13 protein-coding genes are annotated in these 18,908 nt (G+C 38.5%); 8 read left to right on the top strand and 5 right to left on the bottom strand.

Going from position 1 to position 18,908, the window contains the following annotated elements:
- Positions 1-14 precede the first annotated feature (14 nt).
- From RFH42_RS07970 to leuS, 5 genes are all read right to left on the bottom strand, one after another.
- Entirely contained in the window at positions 15-1,991 is a 1,977-nt protein-coding gene (locus tag RFH42_RS07970; protein ID WP_308975061.1) for a MacB family efflux pump subunit, read from the bottom strand.
- 2 nt (positions 1,992-1,993) lie between these two features.
- On the bottom strand, positions 1,994-3,331 hold the full coding sequence (locus RFH42_RS07965) for an efflux RND transporter periplasmic adaptor subunit (protein ID WP_308975060.1): 1,338 nt from the start codon (positions 3,329-3,331) through the stop codon (positions 1,994-1,996).
- A 115-nt stretch (positions 3,332-3,446) separates the two neighbouring features.
- Positions 3,447-4,433, bottom strand: a complete 987-nt coding sequence (gene holA, locus RFH42_RS07960; RefSeq protein ID WP_308975059.1) for a DNA polymerase III subunit delta — start codon at positions 4,431-4,433, stop codon at positions 3,447-3,449.
- Positions 4,434-4,445: 12 nt separating this feature from the next.
- Complete coding sequence (locus tag RFH42_RS07955) at positions 4,446-4,979, bottom strand: LPS-assembly lipoprotein LptE (protein WP_308975058.1); 534 nt, start codon at positions 4,977-4,979, stop codon at positions 4,446-4,448.
- A 93-nt stretch (positions 4,980-5,072) separates the two neighbouring features.
- A complete protein-coding gene (leuS, locus tag RFH42_RS07950) occupies positions 5,073-7,697 on the bottom strand; it encodes a leucine--tRNA ligase (protein WP_308975057.1) in 2,625 nt (874 codons plus the stop codon).
- Positions 7,698-8,296: 599 nt separating this feature from the next.
- Between leuS and RFH42_RS07945 the strand changes: the two genes are divergently transcribed.
- From RFH42_RS07945 to RFH42_RS07910, 8 genes are all read left to right on the top strand, one after another.
- The gene (locus RFH42_RS07945) at positions 8,297-10,024 is read left to right on the top strand and encodes an acetolactate synthase 3 large subunit (protein ID WP_308975056.1); all 1,728 of its coding nucleotides are present in this window, start codon (positions 8,297-8,299) and stop codon (positions 10,022-10,024) included.
- On the top strand, positions 10,021-10,512 hold the full coding sequence (gene ilvN, locus RFH42_RS07940) for an acetolactate synthase small subunit (RefSeq protein ID WP_016657481.1): 492 nt from the start codon (positions 10,021-10,023) through the stop codon (positions 10,510-10,512). The genes RFH42_RS07945 and ilvN overlap by 4 nt, the downstream gene beginning before the upstream one ends.
- Positions 10,513-10,555: 43 nt before the next feature.
- Positions 10,556-11,572, top strand: a complete 1,017-nt coding sequence (ilvC, locus tag RFH42_RS07935) for a ketol-acid reductoisomerase (RefSeq protein WP_308975055.1) — start codon at positions 10,556-10,558, stop codon at positions 11,570-11,572.
- An 869-nt stretch (positions 11,573-12,441) separates the two neighbouring features.
- Positions 12,442-13,032: a common pilus major fimbrillin subunit EcpA gene (gene ecpA, locus RFH42_RS07930; RefSeq protein WP_308975053.1), complete on the top strand. Its 591-nt coding sequence runs from the start codon at positions 12,442-12,444 to the stop codon at positions 13,030-13,032.
- An 87-nt stretch (positions 13,033-13,119) separates the two neighbouring features.
- Positions 13,120-13,800 carry an EcpB family pilus assembly chaperone gene (locus tag RFH42_RS07925; RefSeq protein ID WP_374990780.1) on the top strand — a complete coding sequence of 227 codons (681 nt, stop codon included), beginning with the start codon at positions 13,120-13,122 and terminating at the stop codon, positions 13,798-13,800.
- A 6-nt stretch (positions 13,801-13,806) separates the two neighbouring features.
- The gene (locus tag RFH42_RS07920; protein ID WP_308975052.1) at positions 13,807-16,320 is read left to right on the top strand and encodes a CS1-pili formation C-terminal domain-containing protein; all 2,514 of its coding nucleotides are present in this window, start codon (positions 13,807-13,809) and stop codon (positions 16,318-16,320) included.
- The gene (locus RFH42_RS07915; RefSeq protein ID WP_308975050.1) at positions 16,313-17,956 is read left to right on the top strand and encodes a hypothetical protein; all 1,644 of its coding nucleotides are present in this window, start codon (positions 16,313-16,315) and stop codon (positions 17,954-17,956) included. The genes RFH42_RS07920 and RFH42_RS07915 overlap by 8 nt, the downstream gene beginning before the upstream one ends.
- Positions 17,925-18,776: a fimbria/pilus periplasmic chaperone gene (locus RFH42_RS07910; RefSeq protein ID WP_308975049.1), complete on the top strand. Its 852-nt coding sequence runs from the start codon at positions 17,925-17,927 to the stop codon at positions 18,774-18,776. The genes RFH42_RS07915 and RFH42_RS07910 overlap by 32 nt, the downstream gene beginning before the upstream one ends.
- Positions 18,777-18,908: the final 132 nt, after the last annotated feature.

Here is an 18,908-nt window from a genome sequence, read left to right as displayed (position 1 = left end):
GTGTATTTTCCTTGTTATTCTCTTGATAGTGCATCAACTGGGTCTAACTGAGCCGCATTTCGAGCTGGAATAAAGCCAAAAACGATACCAATTAATGTTGAGCAGACAAAAGCAGCCACAATAGATGTAGTTGAATAGGCCATTTGTAACGTGCCCTTGGCAAAATGTTCAACCACTTGTCCAATCCCTAAAGAGAGTAAGACACCGAGTACACCACCTAATAGACAAACCAAAATAGCTTCAATGAGGAATTGTTGTAAGATATCACTTTGTCTAGCACCTACTGCCATACGTACACCAATTTCTTGTGTACGCTCAGTGACGGAAACTAGCATAATATTCATAACCCCAATACCACCGACGACCAATGAAATGACGGCAATTGCAGAAACCAATAGGGTCATTGTTGCTGTGGTTTGTTCAATGGTTTCACGGATGCTATCTGAGTTTTGGGTAAATACGTCAAGATTGCCATGACGTTGTTCAAGTAGATTTAAAATTGCGTTTTCAGCTGCTGTACTCGAATATTGATCTTTAATTCGAACAATAATACTACGCACATTGGCTTGCCCAAGCATACGACTCAGTACGGTAGAGTAAGGAAGATAGACATTAAGACTATCTGAGTTAAACATGCCTTTTTGTACATCAATGACACCGATGATACGGCTGGGTACGCTTCCAAGTAAAATAACTTCGCCTAGTGGGTCTTGACCATCAGGGAAAAATTTATCTTTAGTATTTGAGTCAATGACGACGTCTTGAGCCATTACACGGACACTTTGTTTATCAAAGGCTTGTCCTTCACTAAACTGCATACCTCTGACATAGAAATAATCTTCACTCACACCATTTACTGTGGTTGCAGCTTCAATATCTTTAAAGCGTGCAGTGACATTGCTATTTGCAGATGGGCTAATACCATCCACATAGGGTTGTAAGGCGAGGGCTTCTGCATCCGCTGGAATGAGGGTTTTGGCTTGTGCTGTTTTGGAGTTGTCACCAAAGCCCCGTCCCTGAAATATGGTAATGGTGTTTGTTCCTAAGCTACTAATATTTTCCAATATCTGTTGCTGTGATCCTTTACCTAGTGCGACTACCGATACAACCGAGGCAATCCCGATAATAATCCCGAGCATGGTTAAAAAGGTACGCATTCGATGTGCGTTCATCGCCAAGAGGGCCATGCGAAATGCTTCTGCAAAACGGTCAATCACCGAACGCCAAGCTGAAGATTTCTTCTGTTGTCGTTGGGTCTTACTTTCGTGACCTAAAGGGGCAACAGCTTCTTGCTCAGGAACATTTGCTTGATCAGAGATAATACGGCCATCACTGATTTCAATAATACGTGTTGCGTTTTTAGCAACATTAATATCGTGTGTTACCAAAATAATGGTATGCCCTAAGGCATTGAGTTCACGCAAAATACGCATGACCTCAATCCCGCTATTTTTATCCAAAGCTCCTGTAGGCTCATCGGCTAAAATAACGTCTCCACCATTGATTAGGGCACGGGCAATAGATACACGTTGTTGTTGACCACCAGAGAGTTGACTTGGACGGTTTTGTGTTTTGTCTCCAATCCCCAGTTCTGTAAGTAACTGTTTGGCACGTTGTTGGCGTACACTGGCTTCAACTCCAGCATAAATAGCAGGAACTTCGACATTACCTGCAGCACTAAGATCACCAAGTAAGTGGTAACGCTGGAAGATAAAACCAAAATATTCACGACGTAATTTTGCTAGCTCATCAGGTTCAAGTTCACGGGTTTCTCGCCCATTGACTTGATAACTGCCAGAACTTGGTCGGTCTAAACATCCTAAGATGTTCATTAGGGTCGACTTACCAGAGCCTGACTGACCAACAATAGCAACCAGTTCGCCTTGGTAAATTTTAAGATCAATACTTTTGAGAATCTGCACAGTGCTTTCGCCAGCAGGAAACTCACGTGTCAGCTGTTTGACCTCGAGTAATGCCTGTTGTTCACTCATGTTTAGATTCTCACTGATCCACCACGGCGTTTGGCTGAATCATTTGAAGCATCCGAACCATCTGCAATAACGATTTTTTGTCCAGGTTTTAAGCCGCGTAAAATTTGTGCATTGATACGGTTGTTTAAACCCACTAAAACTTGTTGACGACTCATCTCACCTTGGTCATTTAAAACTCGAACCATGGCAAGCGATGCTTTATTCTGTTTGATGAGTGCTTTTTCATCAGCTGTGAGTTCTAGAAGTTTTGGACGTTGGCTAGCATCATTTTCTTTGCCATCTTTATTGCGTGATTTTTTATCGCCTGCATCAGGAGCAGATGCTGCATTCGTACGACGAGAACCACGTGCTGAGGTTTGTAACGCAGCTGATGGTACTGTAAGTGCATTTTTTGCTTCGGCTAAAATAATATAAACCTGTGCAGTCATATCAATGCGTAATTTACCGTCAGTGTTAGGCACATCAAATAGGGCATTATAGTAAATTGCATTACTGCTCGAATTACTTGTGGTGGTTGTTTTTGTATCGTTGTTAATTGAATCAGGTGCTGGCTCAATCTGACGTAAAGTTGCATAACGTTTATTTTCACTGTCACCTAAAGTTGTAAAGTAAACTTTTTGGCCTTGATGAACACGCATTACATCCGCTTCAGAAATTTGTGCCTTAATAGTCATTGTGTCAAGTTTGGCGAGTTTTACAATCGTTGGTGCCGTTTGATTCGAGTTTACGGTTTGACCTTCTTCAGTCACGATAGCAACAACTGTTCCACTGATTGGTGCAACAATACTGGTATAACCTAATTTTTCTTTGGTTGTTGCTAGTGTTAAATAAGATTGTTCAATTTGTGCATTGCTAGCTGCAATATCTGCTTGTGCTGTTTTAAATGCTGCTAAGGCTGCTTCGTATTCCGCACGTGATGTCGCATCTTGGCTATACATATTACTTTGTCGTTTATATTCCGCTTCGACTTTGGCTAAATTTGCAATTTTAATTGCCAATTGTGCTTTTTGATTTTTAATACTGGCTTCAGCTGTTTTAAACTCGTTTTGCTGTGGTACAGAGTCAATTTGTGCAATCAGTTGGCCTTGTTTAACTTCATCACCAAGTTTGACATACATTTTTTTGACCTGCCCCGATACTTGGGCACCAACGCTGACGATTTGCGCAGCTTGTAGCGTACCTGTTGCAAGTACAGAATCTTCTAAATCTGCGGTTGTAACTTCGCTACTAATGTAGTCAGGTTGTTTTTGTTGCGGTTTGAAGTATGACCAAGCGAGAGCAGCAATGAGAGCAATACAGATTAAAATGATCAGAGCTTTGATCGGTTTTATTTTTGGCATAGGGATCTTGGGGCGATTTATCTGAAAATTGAACAAATTATAGAGCTCAATTTAGGATAAAAGGTGAATTTTTACTATAGATTGGATGCTTGGGCATCAAAAATGCGAAAAATTATCATTTAAACAATGTTTGATTACAGAGTTGCGCAACGCAAAGCTGTAAGACATGTTCTGGATTTTCCACACTCATACCTTTAATGGCTGCATCAACACGTCGTAATAATGTTGGCCAGGTGAGAAATTGTTGGGGTTGGAAGCGGCGTAGTGCTTGTTGGTAAAGTGGAACTTTATTTTTCCAAATTCCCAACTGTAAAGCATTTTGTGGTTGTTCAAAGAGTTGCATTAACAAACGCATTTCTTTACTTACGGTCCATAAAATCAGGCTAGATGCCTCACCTGACTCAAGTAAATAGTGCAGGATTTTAATAGATTGAGCAAAATTACCAGTAATTAATGCATCACTGAGGTCAAAACTACTATAACGCGATTGATCTTGCAGACATTGCTGTAAATGGTCTATTTGAATGAGTTGAGCATCGGGGAAAGTATCCGCTACACGCATTAAGCTATTTTTAGCAGCAAGTAAGTTATGTTCATGATGTTGTTCTAACCACTGCCAAGCATCACGATCAAGCTGAATGTTGAGTTGTTCAGCCTCAACTTTTAATATATTTAAACGATCATTAGCAGCATTTGCTGCAAGCGTAACTAAAACACCATTTGCTTCTACTGTCTGAATGAAACTAGATTTGAGGCTGCTGGCATCCTGCTTGGGCATGGCAATCAAGAGTAAATTATCTTGATTGTGCTGAATAAAGTGTTTGAGTTGCTTGAGTGATTGGGCATCCGGCTTAATATTGCCATGTACCTCAACTGCGAGTTGAGAGGAAAATAAAGATAGACTATTGAGTGCAACAAAAACATTTTTCCACTCACTGACATTGTTGAGGTCAAAACGCTGACGTTCAATATCTTGGCTTTGCCAATGTTGACGAAACGTTGCTAGTAGGTTTTGCTCTAATAACGGTTCTTGTCCATGTATCAACCAAACACCTCGTGCTTCTGGAGCACGTTTTAGGGCTTGTAAATAGTCTATCTTCATAAAGCCTGTCTGCTATTGTGCTTCAGTAGAAGCTACAGGTGCTTTAGGTAATCGATTTGAAGAAATCTGGCGTGTAATTTGTTGAGCAAGATCATCGACTAAAATTTGACTCAAATAACGATTTTCTTGGTCATCTGTATTTACAGTAGCAACATCGTATTGGTATGAACGTGTCGCTGTTAAAGTTCTTGGTGCAGTTAAAGCATGGCCTTGCTGGTCTTCAATTTGGAAAGTGACATTTAAGCGAAGTAAAGTTTCAACCAATTTACCATTCAGCTCTAAACGGCGAGGGCTATAATCTAAAATACGTAATACATAAGCATCACTGGAGTTACTCATTTGAACACCAGCAGCAGTGAGATACATGCTCAATTTTTTTTCTAATTCTTGAGTGTTGCTATTATTGGGCATTGCGAGTTGTAATTTATTATAGGCCACTGGGACTACAGTTGGATTTGTGCCTTTTAGATGAAAGCCACAACCAACCAAACCCGCACTTAAGCCGAGTGTTAACGTAATTGCAGCAATTCGTTGGATCAAGTGCATGCTTATTTCCCATGAGAATATATCAAGTTAAAAGTCCCATCCGTAGATGAGACTTATATTAGTTGATCACAGTTTAAAGCAGTTTAATTAGAATTAAACCACTAAGTTCACCAATTTATTCGGTACAACGATTTCTTTTTTCGTTGGCCCTGTGAGGAATTGTTGAACTTCTGGTAGTGTCTTCGCTAGATTTAACAAATCTTCTTTACTGATATCAACGGCAACATCAAGTTTAGCACGAAGTTTACCATTGACTTGTACCACAATCGTTTGTGTATTGCGTGTTAACGCAGTTTCATCAACAGACGGGAACATTGAAGCAGTAAGATCAATAGCAAATTCTTTTAAGAGGACTTGACTTAAATGCGGTGCAAAAGGTGCCAACATAGTGAGTAAACTCACAATCGCTTCACGCGCCACAGCTTGGTCATTTTCACTTTGAACTACAAATTTGTTGATGCTATTTAATAGTTCCATTTGTGCAGCAATGGCGGTATTAAAAGCATAGCGTCGTTCAATATCATCACCCACTTTTTGGATGGTCTCATGTGTTTTACGACGTAGATCTTGAGCTGAAGTACTGAGATTATTACGATCAATTTCAGTCGTGTTATAACCTTGCTCAAGATAACCCGTAACCAAACGCCAAACACGTTTTAGGAAACGGTGTGAGCCTTCAACACCAGCATCTGACCATTCCAAAGATTGATCGGGTGGGGCTGCAAACATCATGAAAACACGTGCAGTATCTGCACCATATTGTTCAATGATCGATTGAGGGTCAATACCGTTATTTTTCGATTTTGACATTTTTTCTTGGCCACCAATGACAACTGGTTCGCCATCAGTGAGGAGACGTGCTGAAATACTACGACCTTTTTCATCGCGTTCTAATTCAACATCGGCAGGATTAAACCAAGTTTTTTTACCAGAAGCTTCTTCACGATAGAAAGTATCTGCTAGCACCATGCCCTGTGTGAGCAAGTTGGTAAATGGTTCATTACCTTGTACGACACCTTCATCACGCATGAGTTTATGGAAGAAACGTGCATAGAGTAAATGTAAAATTGCGTGTTCTACACCACCAATGTATTGGTTCACTGGTAACCAATTTTGTGCAGCTTCCGCTTTAACTAAACCACCAGTGAAGTCAGGTGAAGCAAAACGTGCATAGTACCAAGAAGATTCTACGAAGGTATCAAGTGTATCTGTTTCACGTCGAGCATCAGCACCACAGCACGGACAAGTGGTTTGATAGAACTCTGGCATCTTGTTTAATGGATTACCTGAGCCATCTGGAACAACATCAGTTGGTAAAATAACAGGAAGCTGTTCTTCTGGTACTGGAACTTGACCACAGCTATCGCAGTTGATCATTGGAATTGGGCAACCCCAATAACGTTGACGCGATACACCCCAGTCACGTAAGCGGAATTGAACTTTACTGTTACCTAACGCTTGTGCTTCTAGCTTAGCTAAAATTGCGGCATAGGCTGCATCAAAGTCTAAACCATCAAATTCAGCTGAGTTAATGAGTTTACCTTGTTTAGAGCCATACCATTCTTGCCATTCAGTATGATTAAATTCGCTATCATCTGCTGTTTTTGCATCAATAACTTGTTGAATAGGTAAGTTATATTTATTGGCAAACTCAAAATCACGTTCATCGTGAGCTGGTACAGCCATTACTGCGCCAGAACCATATGACATCAAGACATAGTTCGCAACCCAAACAGGAAGTTCAGCACCTGTGAGTGGGTGTTTAACAAATAATCCAGTTGCCATGCCTTTTTTCTCAGCAACAGCGAGATCAGCTTCGGCAACAGAACCCATACGGCATTCGTCAATAAATGCTTTTAATTCCGGGAGGCTTTCAGCAGCTTTTAAAGCAAGTGGATGTTCAGCAGCAACTGCAACATAGCTTGCACCCATTAGGGTGTCGCCACGAGTGGTATAAACTGAAATATTATCTGCATAGATTTCAGGATGTGCAGAAGGGAATTGAATTTCCATCCCTTGTGAACGACCAATCCAGTTGCGTTGCATGGTTAACACTTGTTGTGGCCAACCTGCTTGTAACTGGTCAAGGTCATCAAGAAGTTCTTGTGCATAATCAGTAATGCGGAAATAGTACATTGGGATATCGCGTTTTTCTACCAATGCACCAGAGCGCCAGCCACGGCCATTTTCTACTTGCTCGTTAGCCAATACTGTTTGATCTACTGGGTCCCAATTTACAGTGGACAACTTACGGTAGATCAAGCCCTTCTTATAAAGTTGTACAAATAACCACTGTTCCCAGTGATAGTATTCAGGAGTACATGTTGCAAATTCTCTGTCCCAATCGACTGAAAGTCCAAGACGTTTGAGCTGATCACGCATGTAAGCAATATTTTCAAAGGTCCATTTTGCTGGAGCAACTTGGTGAGCAATGGCAGCATTTTCTGCTGGTAAGCCAAAGGCATCCCAACCCATTGGTTGTAATACAGTTTCACCTTTTAAGCGATGAAAGCGGCTGATAACATCACCAATGGTATAGTTGCGCACATGACCCATATGCAGTCGACCGCTTGGATAAGGGAACATCGACAGGATATAGCGATGTGGCCCAGTTACAGTGTCAGCAACTTTAAATACCTTGCGTTGTTCCCAATCCATTTGGACATTGGGTTCAATCGCACTGGCTTGATATTCAGGGTCAATGTGATTTGTAGTCATAAACGTCGTATCAGAACAATAGTCGAAAGAAAGTGTGTCGCACAGCATAGCGCATAATGACCTAAAATGTGAATGATGACAGGGCTTTTTTTCATTTCAGGCTAAACAAGAGAAGCGCTTTGAATGCTGATGCTGGTTTAAATGTTATAAAAATATATCTAAGTTGAATAGGGCATTCACATTAATATGATTTTGTTGAAAATATTAAGCTACAGTTGTTGAATGTTGCTGTATGAAATGTCGTCTGAATTGATTTTTTAAAAAGTCAAGAAAACTCAATTAGAATGCTTGACTTTGTGCGACAAAACATCAAAAATGGCTGCTTGAGTTTTATATGACTTGGTTCGATCACCCTTCGAATCCATGACATCGCATACAATACATTGCACCTAATCTGGTGTGGTGAAATCAGCAAGACATGTTTATCCCAACATGTCTTACATAACAGCCTTGCTTAAACAGCAACGACGTTATAAAAAATTTTTTATTGTTGCAAAAACTGAGAATTATGTGTGCTATAACTGAGTGCACAAATGAATCAATGAATCATCATCTATGTCTCCCATAGGTGGATGGAATAAAGATTAGGGTGAATCACGTTGGAACTTCTATCTGGTGGTGAAATGCTCGTTCGCGCTTTGGCGGACGAGGGCGTTGAGCACGTTTTTGGTTATCCAGGCGGTGCTGTATTACATATTTATGACGCGCTATTTCAACAAGACAAAATTAATCACTATCTCGTGCGCCATGAGCAAGCTGCTGGTCATATGGCAGATGCTTATTCGCGTGTTACTGGTAAAACTGGTGTGGTCCTTGTGACTTCAGGTCCAGGTGCGACCAACACTGTAACACCTATTGCGACAGCTTATATGGATTCCATTCCGATGGTTATTCTGTCTGGTCAGGTCGCAACGCATTTGATTGGTGAAGATGCATTCCAAGAAACCGACATGGTCGGCATTTCACGCCCAATCGTTAAGCACAGTTTCCAAGTTCGCCATGCAAGCGAAATTCCTGCAATGATCAAAAAGGCATTTTATATTGCCTCAAGTGGTCGTCCAGGTCCGGTGGTGATCGATATTCCAAAGAATGCGACCAATCCTGATGAGAAGTTTGCCTATCACTATCCTGAAAAAGTGAAAATGCGTTCTTATCAGCCACCAACACGTGGTCATAGTGGGCAGATTCGTAAAGCAGTAGAAGAGTTATTACATGCCAAGCGCCCAGTCATCTATACTGGCGGTGGTGTTGTTCAAGGTAATGCTTCTGCTTTATTAACTGAATTGGCACACTTATTAAATTTCCCTGTAACCAACACGCTTATGGGCTTGGGTGGTTTCCCTGGAGATGATCCGCAGTTTGTGGGCATGTTGGGGATGCATGGAACTTATGAAGCCAATATGACTATGCATAATGCAGATGTAATTTTGGCAATTGGTGCACGTTTTGACGATCGGGTAACAAATAATCCAGCTAAATTTTGTCAAAATGCTAAGGTCATTCATATTGATGTTGACCCAGCTACAATTTCAAAAACAATTATGGCGCATATCCCGATTGTGGGTGCGGTAGAACCTGTTCTACAAGAAATGTTGACACAGTTGAAGCAATTAGGTGTTTCTAAGCCAAATTCAGAAGTTATTGCTAGCTGGTGGGCGCAAATTAATGAGTGGCGTAAAGTTCATGGTCTGCGTTATCAGCCAGCAGCTGATGGTGGTATGAAGCCACAACAAGTGGTTGAAGCACTATATAAAGTGACAGAAGGTGAAGCCATTATTACATCTGACGTTGGCCAACATCAGATGTTTGGGGCAATGTATTATAAATACAAACGTCCACGCCAATGGATCAACTCTGGTGGTTTAGGGACTATGGGCGTAGGTTTGCCTTATGCCATGGCAGCTAAACTGGCTTGTCCAGACCAGCAAGTTGTATGTATTACAGGTGAAGCTTCAATTCAAATGTGTATTCAAGAGCTTTCAACTTGTAAACAGTATGGTTTGAACGTGAAAATCTTGTGCTTAAATAACCGTGCATTAGGAATGGTTAAGCAGTGGCAAGATATGAACTACGAAGGCCGACACTCAAGTTCATATGTAGAGTCTTTACCAGACTTTCCTAAGCTGATGGAAGCATATGGTCACGTCGGGATTCAGATTGATCATGCCGATGAGCTAGAGTCTAAGTTGGCTGAAGCAATGGCTATTAATGATAAATGTGTATTTATCAACGTAATGGTTGACCGTACTGAACACGTGTATCCAATGTTGATTGCTGGTCAATCGATGTGTGATATGTGGTTAGCAAAAGGGGAGCGTACTGAATGAGACATATAATTTCTGTCCTCGTTGAAAACGAAGCGGGTGCGCTTTCTCGATTAGTGGGTTTATTTTCACAACGTGGTTATAACATTGAGACGCTTAATGTTGCGCCTACTGAAGATGCTACACTGTCGCGTTTGACGCTGACGACTTATGGCGATGACCATAAGATTGAACAAATTACTAAACAACTTAACAAGCTTGTAGAAGTGGTAAAAGTTGTTGATTTGTCAGAAGGTGCGCATATTGAACGTGAGTTGATGCTCATTAAAGTAAAAGCATCTGGTATTGCACGTGATGAAATTAAACGTACTTCTGATATATTCCGTGGTCAAGTTGTAGATGTCACACCAACGACGTACACGATACAAATCGCAGGGACAACTGAAAAAATAGATGCGTTTATTGATGCACTCGCTGAAAACACCATCCTCGAAGTGGTTCGATCAGGTGTTTCGGGTATTGCCCGTGGCGAGAAAGTACTCACCATCTAATTTTAAATTCAACGCAATTAAACGCATTTTAGTGGAGATAGCAATGCAAATTTTTTATGATAAAGACTGTGACTTATCAATCATTCAAGGTAAAAAAGTAGCAATCGTTGGTTATGGTTCTCAAGGCCATGCACATGCATTGAACCTTAAAGATTCTGGTGTAGACGTAACTGTAGGTTTACGTGCAGGTTCTACATCATGGAAAAAAGCAGAAAATGCTGGCCTTAAAGTAGCTGAAGTTCCTGCTGCTGTAGCGCAAGCTGACCTTGTAATGATTTTGACACCTGATGAGTTTCAAGCACAGCTTTATCGTGATGTGATTGAACCAAATATCAAGCAAGGGGCTACACTTGCATTTGCTCATGGTTTCTCTGTTCTTTATAACCAAGTTGTTCCACGTAAAGATCTTGATGTAATCATGGTTGCACCTAAAGCACCTGGTCACACTGTACGCTCTGAGTTCCAACGTGGTTCAGGTGTTCCTGATTTAATCGCTGTACATCAAGATGCTTCTGGCAATGCACGTAATGTTGCTATGTCTTATGCTTCAGGTGTAGGTGGTGGCCGTACTGGTATTATTGAAACTTCATTCCGTGAAGAAACAGAAACTGACTTGTTCGGTGAGCAAGCTGTTCTTTGTGGTGGTGCTGTTGAATTGGTTAAAATGGGCTATGAAACTTTGGTTGAAGCAGGTTATGCACCAGAAATGGCATACTTCGAATGCTTACATGAGTTAAAACTTATTGTTGACCTCATGTTCGAAGGTGGTATTGCTGACATGAACTATTCAGTATCAAACAATGCTGAGTACGGTGAATATGTAACTGGTACTGAAGTGATTAACGAACAATCTCGTGAAGCTATGCGTAATGCATTGAAACGTATTCAGTCTGGTGAATATGCGAAGATGTTTATCCAAGAAGGTGCATTAAACTATCCTTCTATGACAGCTCGTCGTCGTCAAAATGCTGAGCACGGTATTGAAGTAACTGGTTCTAAATTACGTGCGATGATGCCTTGGATTCAAGCAAACAAAATCGTAGATAAAGAAAAGAACTAAGTTATTACTTAGTTAAACGCCTAGTCTAGATGATTCACTGAGCTGTTATAAGTCAGTATATTATTTAATAGGCTTCAAGGACCTAGCTCTGTAATTTACAGGGCTAGGTCCTTTTTATTTGAGTGATATTTCATTCTTTTTATCTTTAATTTGATTAGCAGAAACAATATCAATGAGACTCAGAGCATTCATGAGCCTTATTAAGCCTAATAGCGAGTATAAGTTCATTGCTGTAAAAGAAGTATTCTTTGGATTACACAAAGCAAACTTTTTGAAATGAATCTAACTTCCAGAGATTCCTTCCTTAAAATATGTATACATTAATGTTTTGAAATTTATTTTTGATGTTTAGAAATGAAAAGAAATGCAAATGGGTTTATTAAAAATATAACTTTTTAATTAATAAAATAACTCAATTTATAATAATTATTAAGTTTTAATAATATATTGAAATTTATTTTTGTAACTGAGATTAATTATTTTTTATTAATAAAAACTAAATTATGTACTACAAGTTTGGTTTGATAATTTATTTATTTTTTTTCTGTAAGGCATTCTATTCGTGGTTTTGGCTATTTGTATTTAAGAAAAATGTATGAAAAAAGCCTTAATTTATGCAGGATAAAATATAATTCAGACTGAAATGATTTGAATTAAATTGTTGTTTTTAAATAATTATTTTTAATATTTTTGTTGATGGTGCTTGTTTTGGTGATTATCATCTGACTAGAACACATGATTAATACATAATTTTAAATCTGTGTTTTTTATAGGTTGAGACACAACAAAACTAAAAATTGGGTCGTGTTCAAGACTGAAATATGACTAAGCAATAATCCAGTGACAATTAAATATTAATTGAGGTTTTTATGAAAAAACTAATGTCAACACTCGCATTAACAACTATTTCTTCATTATTTGCTGCTTCAGCTTTTGCTGATGTAACTGCAAGTGCAACTGCAAAATGGGATGCTAGTGCAACTAAAGATACTAAGAGTTTATTAGTTGTTACTCCATTGAAATCACTTGTATTCCAATATGCTGAAGGTATTAAAGGTTTTAATACTCAAGTTGGTGCTTTTGACGTAACAATTGAAGGTCAAAGTGGTGCAACAGACTTCACTTTAACTTCAAAACTATTGGGTAACACACTTACTCGTAGCGGTGGTGACCGTTCAACTTTAGATGTAGGCGTTTCTTGGAATGGCCAACAATTAAGCAAATCAACTGCTACAACAATGATTGATACAGCGAACAACGTAAGTGCTGGTCTTGAAAACTTAGCTGTAGATACAGCATATGCTGGTACTGGTCGTTCATCAGCTCAAAGTAATTTTGTATTTAACGTTGCTTCAGCAAAAAGCAGCGCTGGTGCTGAAATTGCTGACTTATCAACTTTAACTGATGGTCGTTGGGATGGGGAAGTTGCAGTGCAATTTACCGCTCTTTGGAAAAAATAAAATTTAATAAAAGTAGTTGAATATTTTTATTAAATATAAAAGCAACAAGGGAGTCATTTCCCTTGTTGTTTCATAAGGGGTAAATAAGTGAACTTTAAAATAACAATATTAATCAGCTGTTTAGCTGTTTCCATGCATGGTTTTGCAATTAATGTTGGCGATGTGACCACCATTATTGAAGCGAAGCAGTCTTTAATTGCAAAAGAAATTGAAAATCCTTCTGATGTTGCCCGTTTTGTTGGTTTAAAAGTACAACGCATTAGTAGTCCCATGGAAGATGGTAATGTGATTCCCATGGAAAACTTATCTGAGGTCTTATCTACACCTTCAGGTTTAGTGCTGCCAGGTGGGGCTAAAGATGTTTTTAAAATTATTTACCAAGGGCCAGCAGATGATCAAGAACGTTATTATCGGTTGTCATGGTTAGATGCACCTGTAAGTAGTTCAGAAGATTCTACTTCCACGAAAACTGCACAAGCTTCTGCTGTTGCGCAGATTAATACTATTTTGGTTGTTGCACCACGTAAACAAAAATTCGATTACACCTATAAAGATGGTTTAGTAAGCAATACTGGAAATGTCAGTTTTCGAGTGGTAGCTGCAGGTGCATGTAAAGATGCAAGCAAAGATATTAATGGCAAGGGGTGCCGTGAGCGTTATTACGTTATGCCGAATGACAATGTCACTCTGAAGTATACCCAAGTTGCAGATCCTAGAACAAATATCGGTATTTGGCACGATAGCGAATATATCAATGTCCCACGGTAGGTGATCATGAACAGGCCGATTGTTGTTGGAGTCATGGGGATCTTGCTGACGAGTATGCAAAATATATATGCAGAAGAAAAACAAAGTGCGATTCATATTGGTAAATATACATTTCCAGCAGCACTTTCAAGTATGTTAGCCCAAGGATTTACGGTTCCAGTTTATTTAAAATTCGAAGAAGATTTGGTTGTTGGTGAGCATAAAAGTCAACAAAAAATTGCTGATGCTGTTGTTGAATTTAAAGATAATCAATTATTTATTAGAAAAGTAATTTTTGATGAAACTAATCAAAAAACAGAACTATCTACAGAAGTTAAAGATAAAATTAAAACATTAGATCAAGCTTTTGATGAAGATATGCAGTTGGAGCTTGGTCCAGATGCAAGTTTAACTTTTGACTTAAAGTCACTTTATTTGGAACTTAAAGTAAATAAATCAGCTTTAGGGACTAAATTGATTAAACGTTCTGGTGTATTAGGTGAGTCTACGACCTCGAATTTCTCCTCAATATTGAATTATCGTTTAGGGGCATCTTATAGCGACTTTGATAGTCGAACCACATCATCAACTTTTGTTAACTTAGATAGTGTTAGTTCAATCGAAGAGCATCACTTTATTGCTAATGGCTCTTTTTATAGCAATGACTCAGAAACAGATTTTGATTTGTACCGTGCACTCTATGAACGTGATTTTGAAGGTAATCGTCTAGCTGTCGGAATGATGGATACTTGGAGTATGCAATCCATTGCCAGTTTAAGTGCATTAAATTCAAGTAAAATCTACGGTGTAACCTATGGTAATAAAAGCAGTACAGTCATAGAAGATAAAAAACAGACGCTGGTGCCTATTTTGGTGTTTTTACCAAGTGCAGGAACCATTCAAGTTTATCGTGATGGGCGCCTACTGAGTATTCAAAATTTTTCTATGGGTAGCCATGAATTAGATACTTCGACATTCCCAATGGGGGTATATAATGTTGAAGTTAAAACAGTTATTAATGGGCAAGAGACCTCAAGCAGTATTGCACAGGTCAATAAAACCAATGCACGCCAATCTAGTGTTACAGGACAATTGAGTTGGCAGGCCTTTGGTGGAATGCTGGAGTACAGTAAAAAACGTGATGATCAAGAAATTAAAAATAATCAAAAAACATGGTTAATGGGTGTTGCCGCAGCGAAAAATTATGCCTATTTTTCAGGTGTTGGATTGACGTCAACCTTATATGGTTTTGATGAAAATTTTGTGGCAGAACTTGAGAGTAATATTGCATTTACATCAAATACCAATTTTAACTTTCAATCGATGTTGGCATCAGATGGTTCATATCGAGCTGGAACATCATTAAGTTATAACTTACCAAAGGGTTATGCAAACCTTTGGGGAGCATTTGATATTAGTGAGATCGGAGATAAGCTCTATTTTACTGATAGTAAAAACTATAGCTTGGGGATGTCGCTTAATTTAAATCAAGTTCATCGCAAGTTAGGTATGTTAACCCTTAATTATTCAGATGATATTAAGCGCGATAATTCAGTGCTGAATGTTGAATATTTTCAAAATTTGTTTACTAATCGCTATGTTGATATGCAAGTACGCATGGGATTACAACGTTCTGATTATGACAATCAAAAAAATTATAATGATAAATACATCTATTTTGATCTGCGTTTACCCTTCTCAAGATGGTTTAGTGCAGGGATAAATACGCGTAATAAAAATATTCTTGCTAATGCAAGTTATAAACAAAATTTTAGTGATCAACTGATTAACACTGTTGGTATTGATGTCTCTCAAATGCTTAATCGCCGAAATAATGAAGATTTGATGGATAACTTTACAGCTTCGGGTTATGTCGGTTATACCGCAAAATATAATAGTGGTAATTTGTCAATGAGTGCTTCACGGAATAACTACTCTGTGAATTACACCAGTGAAGGTTCAGCTGCAACTTCGGGTAAAAATTTGGTCTTGGGTAATCATAATTTAAGTTCAGGTGTGATTATTGAGACTGGATTAAAAGATAAGGGCAGTATGGCTGCACAAATCAATGGGCAAAATTATACCCTCACAGGTAAAAATAACTTTATTCCACTTGCTCCATATGCTGACTATGTCATTGAATTAATGAATGATAAAACATCAATTGATAGTGTCAGTATTGCTGAGGGACGTAAGAGCCGTGTGACATTGTATCCAGGTAACGTTGCCTTATTACAACCAGAAGTGAAGCAGATGGTAACTATATTTGGCCGAGTTTACTATCCAAATGGTGAGCTTGCTGCAAATGCCAATATTCATAACCATATCGGTAAGACGAAAACCGATAATAAGGGTGAATTTTCACTTGATGTTGACAAGCGTTATCCAGTGTTGACCTTGATTGAAGCCAATGGCGATATTTGTGAATCTACATTACAACTTGAACATGCACGTGGTGCAGCATGGCTCGGTGATGTCCGTTGCCAATATAAACCAACAAGTAGTTTGAAAAATAGTTTAGAGGCGGCTCGACATGATTAAAAAATGGATAAAATATGGTCTGCTGTGTTCGACAGCCCTAATTACTTTCGATGCCTTTGCAGCACTTACTCCTAAGCCTGTGAAGGCTGGGAGTCAAGATTTTGTATTTATTGAAAATAATGTAGATAAGGAGTACTTTCTTGCACCATATAAGGTTGACCCACGTTTTAGTGGCGCTAATGTGTGGACGCGTTATGGAAAATATAAGGGAGGTACACAGGATTCGTTAGGTTATATGGGTACAAATCAAACGCTTACCAGAGGAAATTATGCCGATATCTGGATGGAGAATGGCACATTTTTTAGGCCGTATCAGGGGATTCGTTGTCGTACTCATAGTTCATATGAGTGCCCAAGCACTGGATTTGTGCCAGCTGAGTTAGTCAATAATCAGGGGGCATTTAAAATGCTTGTTCCAGGGGGGAGTCGTGATTATAACGGTGGTTATGCTCGGGGATCATTAGCATCAGGAGCGTATGAATATTTTAAAAATATGTCAGTGAATTCTACTGAAGATATTTATATGCATGTATGTGAGACCGCTGAGAATTATTCACCTTTTAGTGGTGGTCGTTGTAAGGATGCAAATAAGGGGAACTACTGGGTATATGGTTTTAATTTAACTAAAATGGGACATCTTACTTTTCTTGATACGAAAGCTTTCCAAGAGATTTGGTATGGTACAGATGGTACACCATACATTTCACCAAACGCTCAATATTGCCAGTACACTGTTGTAAATCGTCAAAATGGTATCGCTTGTAAAATGCTTAAATATAATGCAAAAGGCGATATTTCGAAATATGACACCAGTTACCAACTTTCATTAATTCCAGATGTAGATGAACTTAAGTTTACTCCAGCTGCTGCCGACTTATTAATTGAAGGGGGTAATGGTGCTTGGAAAAACCATACAGCTTTGACTCAAATTAAGACAATGATCGTAAATGGAGAAAGCTATATTTCTATGTTTTTCTCTCAGGCCTTTTTTCAAAAATTAGCTGCAGCAAAAGTTAATCTTCGTAATACCGAAAGCTTATTTACTTTTGCTTTGAGAAATAGTGGGTTATCACAGTCAGGTTTTTATCAATTCTCTGTATCAACTGAAATTGAGCTGATCCCTCGTGAGTATAGTGTCAGTATTCAACCGAAGGGATTACCTGAAGGAACAACACCTGTCAAAACAGGGAAAATTGGGGATACAAAGCCCATCACTTTTGAATATGTGGTAAAACAATCTGCACCACGAATGTCAGACACCATAGAAGCTTATGTAAATGCCCAAAGTGTACGAAAAGATAATGAGTCTTATTGTTTGTTTAGTTCGGATGATAAAAAAACCAATGTGTTGATTCCAGCAGTATTGAGTATGAAAAATATCGCTAATCAGGATGTTACTGCTTATAGTGGTTGTGACATCAATAAAAGACTCAATATGAGAAATGCGATGTGGCAAGTGGAACCTTGGGATAGTTTTAATAATGGCTTTTTCTTTACCACAGATCTTAAGTTGCTTTTTCCTATGAATCATGAAGTTTCAGGTATTTCAATGGAAGGTCAGGATTGGATTGGTAAAGTTCGTGCAGAAGGTGAGATTAAAGTCGTTGCAAAGTGGCTTGGTGTCACATTCCCTTAATAATAAATGGATTGTTGAACGCGATATGATGAATAGATTTTTCAGTAGAATGTTGCTGCTCCTCGCTGGCTTGGGGGGTAGTCATATCGCCTCAGCGGTTTATCTTTCTTCTTATATTTATGAAATGGGTTCAGAAGAGAGTTTTATATCTAAACCTGTTGAGAATAATACAGATAGTTCAAACCTTTATACATTACAAGCAATTAAAATTGATAAGCCTGGTGTGGGGGGGGAAAATGTTATTTATGCTAAAAATAGGGAAGTCATTTTTACACCTTTGAGTCTACAGATTAGCCCTAAAAGCACTAATTTTTTTAAGCTCATCTATATTGGGCCTAAAGATGATCAGGAACGTTACTATCGGGTGGTTTTTTCAGAAGTTCCATTAGCGGCTTTTGAAGAAGGTAATAAAGCACAGGCAACTACTTTTGTTCCAACAGTATCGATGAGTACAATTTTAGTTGTTCGTCCACGTAAACAACATCTTCAATATGAAATTGATGAAAAACAAGGGGTGATTAAAAATACTGGTAACACTTTTTTTCGAGTCATTATTCATAAGAGTTGTGAGTTAAATGATGAAAGCTCAACACAATTTTATATGTTGCCAGGTGAAGAATTTAAAAATGATATGGTTAAACAAAGAAATGAAAAATTTATCGTTGCCAATAAAACCTACATTAAGATTGGTCAACAATGTGAAGTAGAAAAACAGCAGAATAAGCAATTAGCACAAGAAAGTGCATCATCTAATTCAAAACAGGAAGAATTAAATGATATATCAAATAAAGTTGAGTCTGAGCAGGAAACAGAAGAATAGTTTTACGTTAAATGCTGATTTATGAGCTATCTATAATGATGAAAAATGTGCAAATGTGATGAGCTTGATTTAAATTTTACCTTTATATAGAAACATAAATTTTTAAGATTGCACGTATAAGTAAGCTAACTC

Source organism: Acinetobacter rudis (assembly GCF_031157835.1).
GTDB classification, from domain to species: Bacteria; Pseudomonadota; Gammaproteobacteria; order Pseudomonadales; family Moraxellaceae; genus Acinetobacter; species Acinetobacter rudis_A.
Note: the sequence above shows the minus strand (reverse complement) of the source record. Positions and strands in the feature narration are given on the sequence as shown.

Coding starts and splice junctions, on each gene's coding strand:
- RFH42_RS07970 (WP_308975061.1), bottom strand. CDS start 1,991: ATGAGTGAACAACAGGCATTACTCGAGGTCAAACAGCTGACACGTGAG.
- RFH42_RS07965 (WP_308975060.1), bottom strand. CDS start 3,331: ATGCCAAAAATAAAACCGATCAAAGCTCTGATCATTTTAATCTGTATT.
- holA (WP_308975059.1), bottom strand. CDS start 4,433: ATGAAGATAGACTATTTACAAGCCCTAAAACGTGCTCCAGAAGCACGA.
- RFH42_RS07955 (WP_308975058.1), bottom strand. CDS start 4,979: ATGCACTTGATCCAACGAATTGCTGCAATTACGTTAACACTCGGCTTA.
- leuS (WP_308975057.1), bottom strand. CDS start 7,697: ATGACTACAAATCACATTGACCCTGAATATCAAGCCAGTGCGATTGAA.
- ilvN (WP_016657481.1), top strand. CDS start 10,021: ATGAGACATATAATTTCTGTCCTCGTTGAAAACGAAGCGGGTGCGCTT.
- ilvC (WP_308975055.1), top strand. CDS start 10,556: ATGCAAATTTTTTATGATAAAGACTGTGACTTATCAATCATTCAAGGT.
- ecpA (WP_308975053.1), top strand. CDS start 12,442: ATGAAAAAACTAATGTCAACACTCGCATTAACAACTATTTCTTCATTA.
- RFH42_RS07920 (WP_308975052.1), top strand. CDS start 13,807: ATGAACAGGCCGATTGTTGTTGGAGTCATGGGGATCTTGCTGACGAGT.
- RFH42_RS07915 (WP_308975050.1), top strand. CDS start 16,313: ATGATTAAAAAATGGATAAAATATGGTCTGCTGTGTTCGACAGCCCTA.